The following is a 17,946-nucleotide window of genomic DNA, read 5'->3' on the forward strand; positions in this document are numbered from 1 at the left end:
GCACCCTGATGCAATCCATGATTTAAAGCTGACATTTGCTCAACCGCTCATTAGGATAGCGGGACAACCTCAACTTACGTTGGAGAACTCATGCGCACATTGTGGCGAATTTTGGCCAGTATTTTCAGGTGGACATGGCGTCTGCTGAACTTTATTAGGGAGCTGGTGCTCAATCTGTTTTTAGTTTTGCTGATCCTGGTCGGGGTCGGCATTTATCTTGCGTTCCAAAGCGGCCCGCCGGTTACCCCCACACGCGGCGCCCTGCTGGTCAATCTGAGCGGCGTGGTGGTTGATGAGCCAACGGTAAATAATAAAGTACGCCAATGGGGCCGCGAACTGCTGGGAGCCTCCAGTAACCGGCTGCAGGAGAACTCGCTGTTTGACGTCGTCAATGCCATTCGCGCGGCGAAGGATGATAAGAACATTACCGGGATGGTGCTGCAGTTGAATGATTTTGTCGGCACCGATCAGCCTTCGCTGCAGTATATCGGCAAAGCGCTGCGCGAATTCCGCGATAGCGGCAAACCGATTTACGCCATCGGCGATAGCTACAACCAAACGCAATACTATTTGGCCAGCTATGCCAACAAAGTTTACCTGTCGCCACAGGGTGCGGTCGATCTGCACGGTTTTGCCAGCAACAATCTGTATTACAAGTCGCTGTTGGACAAGCTGAAGGTCACCACCAACATCTTCCGCGTCGGCACCTACAAATCCGCCGTTGAACCGCTGATTCGTGATGACATGTCCCCCGCCGCACGTGACGCCGACAGCCGCTGGGTTGGCGGGCTATGGCAGAACTACCTGAACACCGTGTCGGCCAATCGCCAAATAACACCGGAACAGCTGTTCCCCGGCGCAAGCGGCATTTTGAGCGGCATGCAGGCCGCCGGCGGTGATACGGCGAAATATGCGCTGGACAACAAACTGGTGGACGAACTGGCGACGCGTACAGTGATTGAAGATCACCTGATCAAAGACTTCGGCTGGGACAAACAGGCCAACGACTTCAATGCCGTCAGCATTTATGATTACCAGCCGAAGCCAACGCCGGATCAAGGCGGCCAGATTGCCGTGATCTTCGCCAACGGCGCCATCATGGACGGCGAGCAAGCGCCAGGCCAGGTGGGCGGTGATACCACCGCGGCGGAACTGCGCCAGGCTCGCCTGGATCCAGCCATCAAGGCAGTGGTGTTCCGTGTTAACAGCCCAGGCGGCAGCGTTAGCGCCTCTGAAGTGATCCGTGCCGAACTGGCCGCGGTGCGCACGGCTGGCAAACCGGTAGTGGTTTCCATGGGTGGGATGGCGGCCTCTGGCGGTTACTGGATTTCGACGCCGGCGGACTACATCATTGCCAGCCCCAGTACCCTTACCGGTTCAATTGGTATTTTCGGGGTGATTAACACTTATGAAAACACGCTTGACAGCGTTGGTGTGCATACCGATGGCGTGGCGACTTCGCCGCTGGCCGATCTGGCCGTGACCAAAGCGTTACCGCCTGAATTCTCGCAGATGATGCAGATGAACATTGAAAGCGGTTATCGCCACTTCCTGGACCTGGTCGCCAATTCGCGCAAAATGACGCCGGAACAGGTAGACAAAATCGCACAGGGCCATGTCTGGATCGGCAGCGATGCCAAATCCAACGGCCTGGTGGATCAATTGGGTGATTTTGATGATGCCGTGAGCAAGGCCGCTCAGTTGGCAAAACTGCCGCAATGGCAGCTCAACTGGTTTGTTGATACGCCAAGCCTGACCGATATGGTGCTGGGCCAGTTTGGCGCGTCAATCCACGCGATGCTGCCAACGGCGTTGCAAGCGCTGCTGCCTGCCCCGTTGGCCTCTGTGGCCGTGAGCGTGAACGAACAGGCGGGCTTGTTCAATAATCTGAACGATCCGCAAAACCGCTATGCCATCTGCCTGACGTGCGGTGATATCCGGTAAGCCATAAACCGGATGTCCTGCGTTTGATACAACCCCTGCATGAAAATGCGGGGGTTTTTCTTGCAGCGTTAGTCGCCGCAGCAATGGCCATTCCCGCGCTGTGGCTATATAAGATAATGGCCTGCCGGCCGACGATTCCCTTTTTTTCTGCCGTTATCCCCCTATAATTCACCGCATCTTATGTTTATCAGAATTCCAGCTATGCAAAAAAAATGCATTTACGTTGCGTATACCGGCGGCACCATCGGCATGCAGCGCTCCGAACAGGGTTATATCCCGGTTTCTGGCCACCTGCAGCGCCAGTTGGCATTGATGCCCGAGTTCCATCGCCCGGAAATGCCGGACTTTACCATCCACGAATACGCACCACTGATCGATTCTTCCGATATGACGCCGGAAGACTGGCAGCACATTGCCGACGACATTAAACAGAACTACGACAGCTACGACGGCTTCGTTATTTTGCATGGCACCGATACCATGGCGTTCACCGCTTCGGCCCTCTCATTCATGCTGGAGAACCTGGATAAGCCGGTAATCGTGACAGGGTCACAAATACCGCTGGCGGAACTGCGCTCCGATGGGCAAACCAACCTGCTCAACGCGCTGTATCTGGCAGCTAACCACCCGGTGAATGAAGTCAGCCTGTTTTTCAACAACAAGCTGTTCCGCGGCAACCGCACCACCAAGGCCCATGCCGATGGCTTCGACGCCTTTGCTTCACCCAACCTGCCGCCGCTGCTGGAGGCTGGCATCCATATCCGCCGTCATAACGGCATCAGCGCGCCCGCCTGCCATGGCACGCTCAAGGTGCATGCCATTACGCCGCAGCCCATCGGCGTGGTCACCATTTATCCGGGGATTTCCGGTGCGGTAGTGCGTAACTTCTTGCTGCAACCGGTCAAGGCGTTAATCCTGCGCTCTTATGGCGTCGGCAATGCCCCGCAAAAACCCGAACTGCTTGATGAATTGCGTGCGGCCGCCGAGCGTGGCATCGTGGTGGTAAACCTCACCCAGTGCATCTCCGGCAGAGTTAACATGGGCGGCTACGCCACCGGTAATGCACTCGCCCATGCCGGCGTGGTGAGCGGTTTTGATATGACGGTTGAAGCGGCGCTCACCAAACTGCATTACCTGTTAAGCCAGCCGCTTTCGCCTGAAGAGATCCGCGCTCAGATGCAAATGGATCTGCGCGGGGAAATGAGCATTGCCGGCTAAACCGACCGAGGACGGTAACGATGAATACAGCGCTGTTGCTGATTGACCTGCAAAATGACTTTTGCCACGGTGGTGCGCTGGCGGTAAAGAATGGCGACGCCACGATTGCCGTGGCGAATCAGGCGATGGCCGCCAGCGCGGCGCGCGGGGAGCCGGTTGTCGCTAGCCAGGATTGGCACCCTGCCGACCACCGCAGCTTTGCCGTCAATTCGCATAGCGAAGTAGGTACCCTGGGCGAACTGGAAGGGTTGCCGCAGATCTGGTGGCCGGTGCATTGTGTGCAGGGCAGCCACGGCGCGGCTTTTCACCCGCAGCTACATCAGCAGGCTATAACGCAGGTGGTTAAAAAGGGATTGGATCCGGCCATCGACAGTTACAGCGCCTTCTTTGACAATGGCCACCGGGCGGCCACAGCGCTTGACGGCTGGCTAAAGGCGCATAACATCCGCCAGTTGGCGGTGATGGGGCTGGCGACCGACTACTGCGTGAAATTCACCGTGCTCGACGCACTGCTGTTGGGTTACGCCGTGCAGGTAATCGTTGACGGCTGCCGCGGCGTCAATCTGCAACCCGATGACAGTGAACGGGCCTTACAGACGATACACCAAGCCGGGGCCGAGTTGATTACCCTGGCCGCCTTTGTGCAGCAGTGAGCAATACAGGGTGCGGCCGGCGCCCTGCTCTGCAGTCTACCAACGCAAGCCCGAACAGCAGGGCTCACTGTGGTTTTAGCTTGGCCAGCGGCTGTTCAGCAAACTGCAGCTTCAATTCCTGCTTGCTCTTCATAACGATTTGGCCGTCGGTGCCAATGCTCATGTGCTGCGGCTCGACGTTGTTCAACGCCTGCCACAGCATCACAGCCTGCAGGCTGTTTTCCTTTTGCTCCGGCGTCAAAGCAACGCCATCCGGCCATTTGCCCAATTCAACAGCACGCGCAAGCCGCTGATAAACTTCCGGCGTCATCGCCGCGATCAGATCTTTCACATCCATCAATACTGTCTCGCTTCCAGATGAATAATTTGCTGAATCGATTTTGTTTGTATGGTTACTGCTTAACCGGCGATCTTTTCGCCGCTCTCGCCGTCGGTAAAGCGTAACGACGCCGAATTCACACAATAACGTTCCCCTGTCGGCTGCGGGCCATCGGGGAAAACATGCCCCAAATGCGCATCGCACTGGCCGCAGCGAATCTCAACCCGGTGCATATTGTGTGAATAATCATCAATATAGCGGATGGCGTTATCAGCAACTGGCTGATAAAAGCTGGGCCAACCACAACCGGAATCATACTTGCTGTCGGAATAGAACAGTGGCGCATTGCAACACAGGCAGTGGTAGATGCCAGAGCGGCTGTTATGCAGCAATTTGCCGCTGTACGGCGCTTCCGTACCGCGTTCCTGGGTAACATAACGCTGAATTTCATTCAGTTCCGTAACGCTTTGATGTTTTGGGGTCTCTTTAGCCATCGGTGGTTTTCTCGACAAATAGATTATCTCAACGAAAACAATGAGTAATAATAACAAAAAATTAACAACATTGCAGACGATTTTGGCCTAAACTGTAGGGCATAAAGGTTACGCAGGCATTATATGTGACCTGGATCACATATAATGCCATGTTGTTCTTTAAACTTAGTGGCTTGACCTCGTGGAAAAATGAGGCCGTGCATAAATGGAATGTGCAATAAGCGTGCAAATAGGGCTTCCAGCTTTGATTTGCCGCAATTATTGACACGATTCCGCTTGACGCTTGGTGAGGTTTTTGTAATTTTACAACCAACCTTTTATTCACTAACAAATAGCTGGTGGAATATATGACTATCAAAGTAGGTATCAACGGTTTTGGCCGTATCGGTCGCATTGTTTTCCGTGCTGCTCAGGAACGTTCTGACATCGAGATCGTAGCAATCAACGATCTGTTGGACGCTGACTACATGGCATACATGCTGAAGTATGACTCTACTCACGGCCGTTTTAAAGGCACGGTAGAAGTTAAAGACGGCCACCTGGTTGTTAACGGCAAAACCATCCGTGTTACCTCAGAACGTGATCCGGCAAATCTGAAGTGGAACGAAGTAGGCGTTGACGTTGTTGCTGAAGCTACCGGTCTGTTCCTGACTGACGAAACTGCACGCAAACACATCACTGCTGGCGCCAAGAAAGTGGTTATGACTGGCCCATCTAAAGATGCCACTCCAATGTTCGTTCGCGGTGCAAACTTCGAAAAATATGCTGGCCAGGACATCGTTTCCAACGCTTCCTGCACCACCAACTGCCTGGCACCGCTGGCAAAAGTTATCAACGACAACTTCGGCATCATCGAAGGCCTGATGACTACCGTTCACGCAACTACCGCGACTCAGAAAACCGTTGATGGCCCGTCTCACAAAGACTGGCGCGGCGGCCGTGGCGCTGGCCAGAACATCATCCCTTCTTCTACCGGTGCTGCTAAAGCAGTAGGTAAAGTTCTGCCAGAACTGAACGGCAAACTGACCGGTATGGCTTTCCGCGTTCCTACCCCGAACGTATCTGTAGTTGACCTGACCGTACGTCTGGAAAAAGCAGCGACTTACGAACAGATCAAAGCTGCGGTTAAAGCCGCATCCGAAGGCCCAATGAAAGGCGTTCTGGGCTACACTGAAGAAGATCTGGTTTCTACCGACTTCAACGGTGAAGTTTGCACTTCCGTGTTCGATGCTAAAGCAGGTATCGCGCTGAGCGATAACTTCGTGAAACTGGTTTCTTGGTACGATAACGAAACCGGCTACTCTAACAAAGTTCTGGACCTGATCGCTCACATCTCCAAATAATGGAATGATGTGCTGTTGATGACGAGGGCGACATTTATGTCGCCCTTTTTATTGTTTGCAGTTGCGAATAATTAAGGGCATTAACGATGAACGAAAAAATCTTTACCCTACCCGTCACTGAACAAATTTCCCCGTACATCAGCCAGCGCCAGTTGGATGAGCTCCCTCTGATTGTTATCTCTCACCCGAAAGTCCGTGCGGCGGTTGCATTGCAAGGTGCGCATCTGCTGGCCTGGCAGCCGAGCGGCGAAGCGCCGGTGATTTGGCTCAGCAAAAATACCCCGTTCAAACAAGGCAATGCGATCCGTGGCGGTGTGCCGATTTGCTGGCCATGGTTTGGCCCGGCGGGGAAACCTTCGCACGGCTTTGCCCGTAACCAGCCGTGGAGCCTGACAGCGCATGATGAAAACGATGACGGCGTTATCCTGACGTTCACGTTGAAAGACAACGAACAAACCCGCAAGTTGTGGCCACACGCCTTCACCCTACTCGCCCGCTTCAAGCTGGGGGCAGAATGTGAAATTGAGCTCGAAGCTCACGGCGATTTCCAGACCACCGCGGCGCTACACAGTTATTTCCAAATTGGGGATATTGATACGGTCACCGTTGCCGGCCTGGGTGAACACTACATTGATAAAGTGCTTAACGGCGCCGAAGCGCAACACGCTGGAGAGTTGGCCTTCAACGGCCAGACCGATCGCATTTACACCCAACCGGCATCTTACAGCCTGATCAACGATCCCACGCTGCAACGCACGCTGGAAGTTCATCACCACCACATGAGTGATGTGATTGCCTGGAACCCCGGTGTGGAGCTTTCTTGTAGCATGGCCGATATGGCGAACGACGGTTACAAAACCATGGTATGCGTAGAAACCGGGCGCATCAACAAGCCAATGATTGCCACCGCCACACAGCCTGCACGCCTAGCCGTGACGCTACGCAGCCGCAAACAGGCTAGTTAAACCTAACCGCCAAAACGGTGAAACACGCGCCGTTGAAACAGGGGCCTGGCGATTTCGGCCCCTGTTGATGAAGCAGGCAACTAGCACCGCAAACATACCTACACAGCCGGATAGCGCCTTATTGGTGCACAAACCCATTAAAGCACCAATGCAGTGCAACTAGCGCACAATGTTGGCGCACCACCGCCTTAGAAGGTATAGCGAACGCCGGTCCAAAGCAGCCCGGTGTACGATTTATCCACCATCGGGCTATCTTTCACTTCATCAGATAACTGGATATAACGGCCCATAAAGAAAGCATTCCAGTCTTTATTGATCTGGTAGTTGGCAACCAGCTCTAGATAAGGCGCCCAGCTATCGCCCGGCTTATACTGCGTCAATCCACTGCGCGCAGCTTCCGCACCGCTGACGCCATAATAATACTGGTTTTGCTTTTTGCTGTTCCAGCCCACGCCCACGGCCGGCGATAGACTCCAGACGCCCAATTTAATCGGGTAAATATAAGCCAAATCCCCAACCAGGCCATTGCTGTTATTCAGCGTATCGCCGGCAAACGCAGTGCGCAGCGTACCCCATTGCGCTTGATGTGAGTAAAGAACGCCGGCCATCAGCGTGCCGTGGCGCGCATCCAGGCGCTTCATCTGACCGTCGTCGGTATCGCGGGTGCGAAAACTCAACGGGGAATAATAGGCGGTCAGGCTCAGCTGATTTTGTGGATCTTTCCACAGGTAGTAGCCGGCGCTGAGCGTGCGAAAGAAAAAGTCGTCGCCTTCATAATTGATGATAGGAACAGGATAAACTCGCTCCTGATAGCCACGATACGGGTTCGGGCTGACCAACGCGGAAGCGCCGATTGACCAGGTTCCCGCCTGTGCGCCTTGCGCACCAAGCAGTGCAGCAGCGATAACCGCCAACGTATTTAACCGAGATATCTTCACAAATTTGTCGTCCATTTCATTAATGACAGGGTTAATAGCCCCGCTATTCTATGTGAACACCCGGTTAATGGTTCAATCTTTACATTAAAAAACAAATAAAAACGGATAAATTAATTTTGCAATGTGTCTAACTCATGTCATGAATGTGAAATTTTGCTACCCAGCCCGCGCCTGCCAGGGCCGTTAGCACCCTTAAAATAACTGAGTCATTGATATGTCTTAAAAAAAGCTTTTTAGCTGGCAGGAAAAATTTTGCTATGCCAACTACGCTTAAATAAGGAGGAGTATTTATCCTGAGCCCAGTGGCAAAACAGCGCGACTCGCGATAATAAGACGCACAAGTTGGCATACGGGTTGCTGTACTCAGGTATAACCTCTTCTTTCGGGGGCAAGAACACGATCACACGCTCCCTTTAACCTGTGCTAATAACGAAAGGACGGGCATCGCCATGAACATATTTGACCACTACCGCCAGCGCTACGAAGCTGCCAAGGACGAAGAGTTCACACTGCAGGAGTTTCTTGCCATCTGCCGGCAAGATCGCAGTGCATATGCCAATGCGGCGGAACGCCTACTCATGGCTATCGGTGAACCAGTCATGGTAGACACCGCGCTTGACTCGCGCATGTCGCGCTTGTTCTCCAACCGCGTGATTGCACGCTATCCGGCATTTGAAGAATTCTACGGCATGGAAGAGGCCATCGAACAGATTGTCTCCTACCTGAAACATGCCGCTCAAGGGCTGGAAGAGAAGAAACAAATCCTTTACCTGCTGGGCCCGGTGGGCGGCGGTAAATCATCCCTGGCGGAACGCCTGAAGGCGCTAATGCAGCGCGTTCCCATCTATACCCTGAGCGCCAACGGTGAGCGCAGCCCGGTCAACGATCACCCGCTGTGCCTGTTCAACCCACAGGAAGATGCCAATATTCTGGAAAAAGAATACAACATCCCCAAACGCTATCTCGGCACGATCATGTCCCCTTGGGCCGCCAAACGCCTGCATGAGTTTGGCGGCGACATTACCAAGTTCAAGGTGGTGAAGGTGCGCCCTTCCATCCTGGAACAGATCGCCATCGCCAAGACCGAGCCGGGCGACGAAAACAACCAAGATATTTCTGCGCTGGTGGGTAAAGTGGATATCCGCAAGTTGGAAAACCACGCTCAGAACGATCCGGATGCCTACGGTTACTCCGGCGCCCTGTGCCGCGCCAACCAGGGGATCATGGAATTTGTGGAAATGTTCAAAGCCCCGATCAAAGTGCTGCACCCTCTGCTGACCGCCACGCAGGAAGGCAACTACAACGGGACTGAAGGCATCTCCGCCCTGCCGTTCAACGGCATTATCCTGGCCCACTCCAATGAATCGGAATGGGTGACCTTCCGTAACAACAAAAACAACGAAGCGTTCCTCGACCGCGTTTATATCGTTAAGGTGCCTTACTGCCTGCGGGTGTCGGAAGAAATCAAAATCTACGACAAATTGCTCGATCACAGTGAGTTGGCTCATGCCCCGTGCGCCCCTGGCACGCTGGAAACGCTGGCGCGCTTTACCGTACTTTCACGGCTGAAAGAGCCGGAAAACTCAAGCATCTACTCGAAGATGCGCGTCTATGACGGCGAAAGCCTGAAAGACACCGATCCGAAAGCCAAGTCCTACCAGGAATACCGCGACTATGCCGGCGTTGATGAAGGGATGAACGGCCTTTCCACCCGTTTTGCCTTCAAAATCCTTTCCCGGGTGTTTAACTTCGATCACACCGAAGTGGCGGCCAACCCGGTGCACCTGTTCTACGTACTGGAACAGCAGATCGAACGTGAACAGTTCCCACAGGATGTGGCGGAGAAATACCTGGAGTTCCTGAAGGGCTATCTGATCCCGAAATACGCCGAGTTTATCGGCAAAGAGATCCAGACCGCCTACCTGGAATCCTACTCTGAATATGGTCAGAACATATTTGATCGCTATGTGACCTACGCTGACTTCTGGATCCAGGATCAAGAGTACCGTGATCCGGATACCGGGCAACTGTTCGATCGCGAATCCCTCAACGCTGAATTGGAAAAAATCGAGAAGCCGGCGGGGATCAGCAATCCAAAAGATTTCCGCAACGAAATCGTCAACTTTGTACTGCGCGCTCGCGCGAATAACAACGGCCGCAACCCGAACTGGACCAGCTACGAAAAGCTGCGCACGGTCATCGAGAAGAAAATGTTCTCAAACACCGAGGAGTTGCTGCCGGTCATTTCCTTTAATGCTAAGACCTCAACGGATGAGCAGAAGAAACACGACGATTTCGTCGATCGTATGATGGAAAAAGGCTATACCCGCAAACAGGTCCGCTTGTTGTGCGAATGGTACCTGCGGGTGAGAAAATCTTCATAATGCCGGCTACGCAGCGGCGGAATGAAGTGGCCTGGGAGGAAGTTGGCAACGTTGTTTGGGGGAAGTATGGCGTATTTTATTGATCGTCGGCTTAACGGTAAAAATAAGAGCATGGTGAACCGCCAGCGCTTCTTACGCCGCTACAAGTCGCAAATCAAACAGTCGATTGCCGAAGCCATCAACAAGCGTTCGGTCACCGACGTAGACAGTGGGGAGTCCGTCTCGATCCCGACTGGCGATATCAACGAACCGATGTTCCATCAGGGCCGCGGTGGCACACGCCACCGCGTTCATCCCGGCAACGATCACTTTGTGCAAAACGATCGCGTGGAGCGCCCGCAAGGGGGAGCGGGCGGCGGCAGTGGCCAAGGCAACGCGGGGCAAGACGGCGAAGGCCAGGACGAGTTCGTGTTCCAAATCTCCAAGGATGAGTATCTTGACCTGCTGTTCGAAGATCTGGCGCTGCCTAACCTGAAAAAGAACCAGTACAAGCAGTTGACGGAGTTCAAAACCCACCGTGCCGGCTACACCGCCAACGGCGTGCCGGCCAATATCAGCGTGGTGCGCTCGCTACAGAACTCTCTGGCGCGGCGCACGGCCATGACCGCCGGCAAACGGCGCGCACTGCATGAGCTTGAAGATAGCCTTGCGCAGTTGGAAAGCACCGAACCGGTGCAACTGCTGGAGGAGGAACGCCTGCGCAAGGAAATTGCCGAACTGCGCAAGAAGATCGAAAGAGTGCCGTTTATTGATACCTTCGATTTGCGCTACAAAAACTTCGAGCGGCGCCCGGAACCTTCCAGCCAGGCGGTGATGTTTTGCCTGATGGACGTTTCGGGTTCAATGGATCAGGCCACCAAGGATATGGCCAAACGTTTTTATATCCTGCTCTATCTGTTCCTGAGCCGGACCTACAAGAACGTTGACGTGGTGTATATCCGCCACCATACCCAGGCCAAAGAGGTTGATGAACAAGAGTTTTTCTACTCGCAGGAAACCGGCGGCACGATCGTCTCCAGCGCGCTGAAACTCATGAACGAGGTGGTTGAAGAGCGTTACGATCCTGCCCAATGGAATATTTATGCGGCACAGGCCTCGGATGGCGATAACTGGGCCGATGACTCACCGCTGTGTCACGAACTGTTGGCGAAGAAGATCCTGCCAATGGTGCGTTACTACAGTTATATCGAAATTACCCGCCGGGCCCACCAAACCCTGTGGCGGGAGTATGAAGATCTGCAAAGCAACTTCGAAAACTTCGCCATGCAGCATATTCGCGAGCCTGACGATATTTACCCGGTCTTCCGCGAGCTTTTTCGCAAGCAGACTGTGTGAAATGTATATTTGACCAATAAAAACAGCCAGTTAACCTCGGTTTTCTGGCTGTTTCTTTATGTTTTTGAGTGATGTTGAAGATCGTTATTGATCAATAAGTTGCGTTGAGTTTTGGGGAACAAATTTTGTTTCCATTGGTTAAAACACCGTCATGGGGGCGGTGGTTCGAATCCTCTCATTCCGACCAAACAACCCCAGAAAAACCAACCGTAACAGGTTAATGCCGTTCACTTAAGCCTCAAATAACTTGAAACTGAACGGATATTTTTCCCTTACCGCTACCGCTGTCATATAAAAGGAAAAACCCGCACTGTTGGCGGGTTCTTGATGTGTGTTGCTCAGTTTATCTGAACGCGGAATTTAGAGGAATCTCTGCGTCAGGTTCACGCGTAATCCTGTTTCGGAGATCACGGCGAATTATCTCAATAGACCAGAACCATATTAAGTGACCAAAGATCTCAGAAACGTTTTCATACCATGGCAGGTCGAAAAGTGGTGGAGTTAAGCCCATAAGTGGGAATGAAATCATATGGACAAATAGCTGTGCAAGGGCGCCAGCTAGCAGCCCCTGCCATAACTTAATTTTAGGAAACACTTCTGCAACGACGCAATACCCAACAGCGAACACGATGGAGAATATGATGTGTGTTACGCCAACCCAGTTAAAAACATGCCCAGCGAAGGTATAGACAGCTGCATTAGGGTCTGCCAATCCCAGCCAATCGCGTAGAAAAATATACGGAGGGTTGAGGAAGTTCCTTGAGCAATCGATCTGCCCAGCTGCTCTAATTAATGATTCTGGCCCACACGCACTGGTAAACATGTCCACAGGACTACGCGGAGGAAGGGGTACTTCAGCGCCCCATTTTACAAATGCCGAAACCACACCTGAAATAACCCCAATAAACAATGCAACACCATAATGCCGTCTACGAGGTTCTGTCTGTACAAAAAAGTCTCTTAATGCCATAAAACCGCCACTTGAAAGTAATATTTACATACTTAATATCCCTTAAGTTGGATGTATATCATTTTGATTCAGATCACAGTTTTCATTCCATTCTGATAAATTTTTTTTCACAAACAAAGACCCCGCCGAAGCGAGGATGTCAGGGCTGGTTTAATCCACCGGGTTGTTTCCGGTTCAGCCAGTCCGTCACCCCAGTAGTAGCACAGCGCATCCCACTGGTTCAGCACGTAGCCGAACGCCTCACCCAACCGGAACTTTTTCGACAACCTGGCCGATTTTTCCTCTATCCACTCATTCAGCGCGTTGAACAGTGGCCTGTTCCACCTGTTGGCGCAGCTTTTTGGAGCGGGTACCGAACAGCATTCGGTTCAGCTTTTCCACCTGCGCACGCCGGCGCTCGGTTTTCTCTTCTGTGCGAGCCCGTACCGAATGCAGGAACGCCTCAGCCTCTTCGACGAGACCGCGTTTGGCTTCCCGTTCTGCGATACGGGCGAGATAGTCCTGACGCATGGCCTCATTTTATCATGCTACCATGTGTTTTTTACTTTATTGTCAGTGCGTTAAGACAGGGTGTTTTCGGCTGACGCCAGTCCAGCTTGTCGAGCAGCATCGCCAACTGTGAGCGGGTAATGGCGACTTTGCCGTCGCGGACAGCGGGCCAGACGAACCGGCCCTCTTCCAGCCGACTGGCAAACAGGCACATGCCATCAGCATTCACCCAGAGGATTTTGACCGTACGCCCCGGCGTCCCCCGGAGATGAACAGGTGGACGGAGAACGGGTTTCGTCCAGCGCATGCGTCTGCTCGCCCAGCCCATTGAAGGACTTGCGCATGACGGTGGCTCCAGCGACCAGCCAAATCTTGGTGCCTGGACGGGAGTGATATCATCGTTTCACCGCCTGTATCAGCAGGTTCAGGAACACATTGTTGATGTTCCCGCTAAGCCGCAGCGTTCCATGCCGAAAAACGACCTCACACGAGATATTGTCGTCGGCCGGGGGGTAACGGATGCGCCAGCGGTTCATGACCGGATGCGCCGTCATCAATGCCAGCAGGGATAATTTGGTGGACACTATCGTGTCAGATATTTCGGATTCGGAAAGGCGGCACTGGCTTGACGCTTACGTTTTTTTCAACAGAATCAAATCAATTACAAAGGCCTAAGCTCGATAATAAATGTTTTGAAAGCTTGATAAACCTCATCATCTGGTGGGGCTGGAATATCCGCCGCCTTAATACCGTTTATTCCTGCTTCACATAGTAAAGGGTCACCTTCGAGCGCGGTTATATTCGTCACTTTGCCACTGCTATCCAAGTTAACTTTAAGATTACATGTCTTACCCGCGAATCGCTCAATATCTACCATGTGTAATTGAATCGCTTGCATAATGACATACATGTAGTTTCTTGCCTTACTATCTGGACTTGTGGCCTTGCTACCAGAATCGGTGAGGCCTTTAAATAGGTCATCAACCGGACGTTACCAGGCTTGGTATTGCAAGCAGAAAGTAGAGACATGCACAGGCAAACAGCAATAATGAAACGCCCTTTCATCAGTAAGATCCCTTTGGAAAACCTCATTCAATTATACGGAACACAAACAAACCGTCGAGCCATGGGTGCTGCCTTCCGGAAAATTGTAGACAATCTACCAATTTCTACCTTGCCAGCCCGAGACGTGCTATGCTGATTTTGTTCGTTTAATGGGGGGCGCCTGGATCCATTATGGCAATAAAAAAAGATGTCGTAAGCAGGAAAATACTCGTACCAGTCAACAATACCGCCAGCTCGGAACACGCCGCCGATCAGATCCGCAACGCCATTATCAAGGGGTTGTTTAAGCCTGGCGATCGTTTGATTGAAAAAAATCTCACTGACGAGCTTAACGTATCGCGCCATCCAATACGCGAAGCGCTGCGCCGCTTGAGCCAGGAAGGCCTGGTGGAAATGCGTCCCAACCGCGGGGCCGTCGTGGCAAAACTGGAGCCGGCCAATATCCTGGAAGTCTATGCGATCCGTTCCGCATTAGGCGAACTGGCGCTGAAAGCTTTTCACGCTAACCCGAAACTGCCGGCGCCAGAGGTGATGAAAGCGCTGGAAAAAATGGCGCATGCCGCAGTAAAACTGGCGCGCCAGGAAAACCAGCAGCCCACCATTCAAAACGATCTTGAGTTCCAGGAAACCATTGTTGCCGCCAGCGGGTTGGCGCGCTGCGCGCGCTATTTTGCAGAAACCACGGTGGAGGTGCAGCGTTTCAATAACCTCACCGGTATCGTCTACACGGAACGTGAGTCCGACGCCATTAATTACGTTGTGGGGCTACTTGATGCGATTAAAGCGCGGGATATTGATAAAGCACTGCTCATCTGGAAAGACAAATTTGCCAAGGCAGTGGCGCGATATATGGCGCTGCTGGCAAAAGAGCAAACGGCTGCAAATAACATTGCCCGCTAACACACGTGCTAGCGGGCAATAAAACGGCTGCCAGACACGGCTACAGCGAGACGCCGCCGTCAATAATTACCGTTTGGCCGGTGATCATACTGCCGGCAAAGCCAAGATAAACTATCAGCTCGGCAACATCCTGCGGCACGCACCAGCGTTTTAACGGCGTGGCGGCGATAGTGCTGGCCCGCCGCTCATCAGACCATTCGATCGCCCACGAACTTTCTACTGAACCGGGCGCCACCGCATTCACCCGCACCTCCGGCGCCAACGCATGGGCCAAATTCTTGGTTAGGTTGATCACAGCAGCCTTGGATGCGCTGTAGGCAATGGTGCTAGCAATCGAGCCGAACCCAGCAATCGACGCGGTGTTGACAATCGCCCCGCAGCTAGCTTTCAGGCCGGCCGCCGCCGCTTTGGAACAGCGGAATACACTCATCAAGTTAACGTTCATTATCGTCTGCCATAACTCTTCGCTCACCGCGCCCAGATCCTGTATCGGAATCGGTTTGCTTACCCCCGGCGTACCGGCATTGTTCACCAACAAATCCAGGTGCCCCAAATCAGCGATGGCCTGTTGCACCATCGCCGTTGCCTGTTCAGGATCGGCAAGATCGCCCGGCGCGCCGATCACCGCTAGCCCTTCTTCTTGCAACGCAGCCAGTACCTGGCCTGCTCGTGGATCATCCGGTAGGTAGTTAATCGCCACTTGGGCGCCGCTACGCGCCATTAACCTTGCGGTTTCAAGGCCAATGCCGCTGGCACCGCCGGTAACCAATGCTGTCTTGCCCGTCAGATCGAATGTCATCATGTTCGCAATATCCTCAAAAAACGCTATGCGTTGCTGCCGCTCACGCGGCCTTGTTCACCGCGGCTTTCACGCCGCAAAAATTTGCGTGTCTGTTCCTGTGCGGGTTGGTCGATCACCTGCGCGGCGCTGCCGATTTCACACACATTACCCTGATGCAGGAATGCCACACGATCGGCGGATTCGCGCACGAAGTTGATGTCATGCGTTACCACCACCATGGTCATACCTTCCGATTTCAGCAGCCGCATGGTCGCCAGCACTTCTCCCACCAGTTCGGGATCGAGCGCTGAAGTCACCTCGTCAAACAACATGTATGAGGGTTCCATCGCCAGCGCCCGTGCAATCGCCAAACGCTGTAGCTGGCCGCCGGAAAGCTGGGACGGCATCATCCTGGCTTTCGCGCCCAGGCCAACGTGCTCCAGGTGTTTGTGCGCCAGCGCCGTGGCCTGTTTTTTCCCCATCTTTGCCACCACCTGCGGCGCCAGCGCGACATTCTCCAGCGCATTGAGGTGGGGAAAGGCGTTGTACTGCTGGAAAACGATGCCCAGTTTGCGGCGCAGTTGGTTGATATTGGTCGTGCCGGCATGCACGCTGACGCCATCAACAACAATCTCGCCGCCCTGGATATTTTCCAGCCCATTAATACACTGCAGCAGCGTGGATTTTCCCGATCCGCTGGCGCCGATCAGGCAAACCAATTCACCTTTATCAATGGTGAGATCGATGCCTTTCAGCACGCTGACCGCCCCATAGGTTTTCTGCACATTTTTGATTTCAATCATATGGCCACCTTCTCCTCCAGATAACGGCTGTAACGGGAAATGGGATAACAGATGAGGAAATAAAACAGACCGGTGCCCAACAGCAGCAACCAGGTTTCATGGGTGCGGGTAATCAACGTCTGCGTGGCGCGCATGAACTCGACATAACCGATCACGCCCGCCAGTGCACTGTCCTTAATCAGGCTCAGCAGCAGCCCCACCCAGGCACTCAGGCCATTGCGCAGCGCCAGTGGCAACGAGATATGCCATAGCTCCTGCCAGGCGCTCATCCCCAGCGAACGCGCGCTGTGCCGGAAGGAACGAGGCACTGACTGGAAACAAGCGCGCGCCACTTCAGACGTAACCACCGCCATCCAGATCCCCAACGCCAAGCTGCCCAGTACATAAGGCGAAAGCGGCATATTGAGCATAGAAAACAGGCTATTGAAGACAATCAGCGTGATAATCATCGGCACACTGCGGAAAATATCCACCAACGGCGCGCTTAATAATTGAAAGCTAAATGACGCGGCGCGAGCCCAGCCGAGCGGGATGCCAAGCACTGTGCCAATCACCCCGGCAGTGCCGGCCATCGCCAGGGTATTCAACGCGCCCTGCAGCAGAAACCAACTGTCGGCCCACTGTAGCGGCTGATATCCAAGCACAAATTGCATCTTTTACCTCCGATACATCAGTCTGAAGGCGCCCATCGCAGCAAACTGAATGATTTTAGCGATAGCGTAGTAAATGCCGGCGGTGACAATGAAGAACTCAAAGGTACGGAAACTAACCGACTGCGCATACTGGGTTGCGCCAGAGAGTTCCCGCAGGCCCACCAGCATCCCCAGCGACGTGTTCAGCATTGCCCACACGGCTTGGGTTACAAAAGGCAAAAACACCACCTTAAATACCTGCGGGAAAATCACATGCTGAAAAGCCTGGCGCTGATTCATGCCCAATGATCGTGCCGTCGCCATTTGCTGGCGCGGAATGGCTTTCAGCCCGCCACGGAATATTTCCGCCAGATACCCCGCATTATTAAAGGTGATGGCAATTAACACCGAAAGGTAACTTGAGATATTTATTCCCAATGCGCCAAGGCCGAAATACATCAGATAAACCTGGAACAAAACCGGCGTATTGCGGGATAATTCAACCCACCCGCTGGAAATATAATAGCCCCAGCCTTTCTTGGATTGCCGCGCTACAGACATCGGTATGGCAAACACCATACCGAAGACGACGGATAATAGTGTTATCTGCAATGTAACCCAGGCGCCGGACAATAATTGCGGCAAGGCGGCAAAAACAATCGACCAGTAAAATTGATAATCCTGCATGGGCACACCCTGATTAATCATACGGA

At 53.2% G+C, this 17,946-nt stretch carries 17 protein-coding genes and 4 pseudogenes; 8 read left to right on the forward strand and 13 right to left on the reverse strand.

What is annotated here, in order from left to right; genetic code table 11:
* Window positions 1-90: 90 nt before the first annotated feature.
* The 3 genes from sppA to pncA all read left to right on the forward strand — a co-directional run bounded on the left by sppA (window position 91) and on the right by pncA (window position 3,815).
* Window positions 91-1,944 carry a signal peptide peptidase SppA gene (sppA, locus tag AC559G_RS23095; protein WP_498914978.1) on the forward strand — a complete coding sequence of 618 codons (1,854 nt, stop codon included), beginning with the start codon at window positions 91-93 and terminating at the stop codon, window positions 1,942-1,944.
* Between the two features lie 201 nt (window positions 1,945-2,145).
* Window positions 2,146-3,162 (forward strand): asparaginase, encoded by a 1,017-nt coding sequence (gene ansA / locus AC559G_RS23100; RefSeq protein ID WP_498914979.1) that lies wholly within the window; start codon window positions 2,146-2,148, stop codon window positions 3,160-3,162.
* A gap of 20 nt (window positions 3,163-3,182) precedes the next feature.
* On the forward strand, window positions 3,183-3,815 hold the full coding sequence (gene pncA / locus AC559G_RS23105) for a cysteine hydrolase family protein (protein WP_498914981.1): 633 nt from the start codon (window positions 3,183-3,185) through the stop codon (window positions 3,813-3,815).
* A 64-nt stretch (window positions 3,816-3,879) separates the two neighbouring features.
* Here the strand turns inward: pncA and AC559G_RS23110 are convergent, their stop codons facing one another.
* Both AC559G_RS23110 and msrB read right to left on the reverse strand, forming a co-directional pair.
* A complete protein-coding gene (locus AC559G_RS23110; protein ID WP_095844478.1) occupies window positions 3,880-4,152 on the reverse strand; it encodes a YeaC family protein in 273 nt (90 codons plus the stop codon).
* 62 nt (window positions 4,153-4,214) lie between these two features.
* On the reverse strand, window positions 4,215-4,628 hold the full coding sequence (gene msrB / locus AC559G_RS23115; RefSeq protein ID WP_498914983.1) for a peptide-methionine (R)-S-oxide reductase: 414 nt from the start codon (window positions 4,626-4,628) through the stop codon (window positions 4,215-4,217).
* Window positions 4,629-4,975: 347 nt separating this feature from the next.
* On the opposite strand from msrB, the gene gapA reads away from it, so the two are divergent.
* On the forward strand, window positions 4,976-5,971 hold the full coding sequence (gapA, locus tag AC559G_RS23120; RefSeq protein ID WP_438597923.1) for a glyceraldehyde-3-phosphate dehydrogenase: 996 nt from the start codon (window positions 4,976-4,978) through the stop codon (window positions 5,969-5,971).
* Between the two features lie 86 nt (window positions 5,972-6,057).
* Window positions 6,058-6,936 carry a D-hexose-6-phosphate mutarotase gene (locus tag AC559G_RS23125; protein ID WP_498914985.1) on the forward strand — a complete coding sequence of 293 codons (879 nt, stop codon included), beginning with the start codon at window positions 6,058-6,060 and terminating at the stop codon, window positions 6,934-6,936.
* A gap of 188 nt (window positions 6,937-7,124) precedes the next feature.
* Here the strand turns inward: AC559G_RS23125 and AC559G_RS23130 are convergent, their stop codons facing one another.
* Complete coding sequence (locus AC559G_RS23130; protein ID WP_498914987.1) at window positions 7,125-7,889, reverse strand: MipA/OmpV family protein; 765 nt, start codon at window positions 7,887-7,889, stop codon at window positions 7,125-7,127.
* Between the two features lie 434 nt (window positions 7,890-8,323).
* Between AC559G_RS23130 and yeaG the strand changes: the two genes are divergently transcribed.
* Window positions 8,324-10,258, forward strand: coding sequence for a protein kinase YeaG (gene yeaG / locus AC559G_RS23135; RefSeq protein WP_438597926.1), 1,935 nt, complete (start codon window positions 8,324-8,326; stop codon window positions 10,256-10,258).
* 66 nt (window positions 10,259-10,324) lie between these two features.
* Window positions 10,325-11,593, forward strand: a complete 1,269-nt coding sequence (locus tag AC559G_RS23140) for a YeaH/YhbH family protein (protein ID WP_462616098.1) — start codon at window positions 10,325-10,327, stop codon at window positions 11,591-11,593.
* Between the two features lie 343 nt (window positions 11,594-11,936).
* Here AC559G_RS23140 and AC559G_RS23145 read toward each other — a convergent pair whose 3' ends face one another.
* The 6 genes and pseudogenes from AC559G_RS23145 to tolA form a co-directional block, all read right to left on the reverse strand.
* The gene (locus AC559G_RS23145) at window positions 11,937-12,563 is read right to left on the reverse strand and encodes a YagU family protein (RefSeq protein WP_498914989.1); all 627 of its coding nucleotides are present in this window, start codon (window positions 12,561-12,563) and stop codon (window positions 11,937-11,939) included.
* Between the two features lie 167 nt (window positions 12,564-12,730).
* Window positions 12,731-12,899, reverse strand: a pseudogene (locus AC559G_RS23150) (IS66 family transposase); the annotation flags it as partial.
* A pseudogene (locus tag AC559G_RS23155) lies at window positions 12,876-13,073 on the reverse strand (IS66 family transposase); the annotation flags it as partial. The pseudogenes AC559G_RS23155 and AC559G_RS23150, both read right to left, overlap by 24 nt.
* A 31-nt stretch (window positions 13,074-13,104) precedes the next feature.
* Window positions 13,105-13,451, reverse strand: a pseudogene (tnpB, locus tag AC559G_RS23160) (IS66 family insertion sequence element accessory protein TnpB).
* The gene (locus AC559G_RS23165) at window positions 13,448-13,636 is read right to left on the reverse strand and encodes a hypothetical protein (RefSeq protein ID WP_498914991.1); all 189 of its coding nucleotides are present in this window, start codon (window positions 13,634-13,636) and stop codon (window positions 13,448-13,450) included. The pseudogene tnpB and the gene AC559G_RS23165 overlap by 4 nt, the downstream one beginning before the upstream one ends.
* Before the next feature lie 77 nt (window positions 13,637-13,713).
* A pseudogene (gene tolA, locus AC559G_RS23170) lies at window positions 13,714-13,998 on the reverse strand (cell envelope integrity protein TolA); the annotation flags it as partial.
* 290 nt (window positions 13,999-14,288) lie between these two features.
* On the opposite strand from tolA, the gene AC559G_RS23175 reads away from it, so the two are divergent.
* Window positions 14,289-15,017 carry a GntR family transcriptional regulator gene (locus AC559G_RS23175; RefSeq protein WP_498914993.1) on the forward strand — a complete coding sequence of 243 codons (729 nt, stop codon included), beginning with the start codon at window positions 14,289-14,291 and terminating at the stop codon, window positions 15,015-15,017.
* Window positions 15,018-15,057: 40 nt separating this feature from the next.
* On the opposite strand, the gene AC559G_RS23180 is transcribed toward AC559G_RS23175, so the two are convergent.
* Genes AC559G_RS23180 through AC559G_RS23195 form a run of 4 tightly spaced genes read right to left on the reverse strand, consistent with a single transcriptional unit; the run spans window position 15,058 to window position 17,920 of the window.
* Window positions 15,058-15,819 carry an SDR family NAD(P)-dependent oxidoreductase gene (locus tag AC559G_RS23180; protein ID WP_498914995.1) on the reverse strand — a complete coding sequence of 254 codons (762 nt, stop codon included), beginning with the start codon at window positions 15,817-15,819 and terminating at the stop codon, window positions 15,058-15,060.
* A gap of 23 nt (window positions 15,820-15,842) precedes the next feature.
* On the reverse strand, window positions 15,843-16,601 hold the full coding sequence (locus tag AC559G_RS23185; protein WP_498914997.1) for an amino acid ABC transporter ATP-binding protein: 759 nt from the start codon (window positions 16,599-16,601) through the stop codon (window positions 15,843-15,845).
* Complete coding sequence (locus AC559G_RS23190; protein ID WP_498914999.1) at window positions 16,598-17,254, reverse strand: amino acid ABC transporter permease; 657 nt, start codon at window positions 17,252-17,254, stop codon at window positions 16,598-16,600. The genes AC559G_RS23185 and AC559G_RS23190 overlap by 4 nt, the downstream gene beginning before the upstream one ends.
* Before the next feature lie 3 nt (window positions 17,255-17,257).
* Window positions 17,258-17,920, reverse strand: coding sequence for an amino acid ABC transporter permease (locus tag AC559G_RS23195; RefSeq protein ID WP_095848852.1), 663 nt, complete (start codon window positions 17,918-17,920; stop codon window positions 17,258-17,260).
* Window positions 17,921-17,946 lie beyond the last annotated feature (26 nt).

The sequence above is a fragment of the Gibbsiella greigii genome, from assembly GCF_039540155.1.
GTDB classification, from domain to species: domain Bacteria; phylum Pseudomonadota; class Gammaproteobacteria; order Enterobacterales; family Enterobacteriaceae; genus Gibbsiella; species Gibbsiella quercinecans.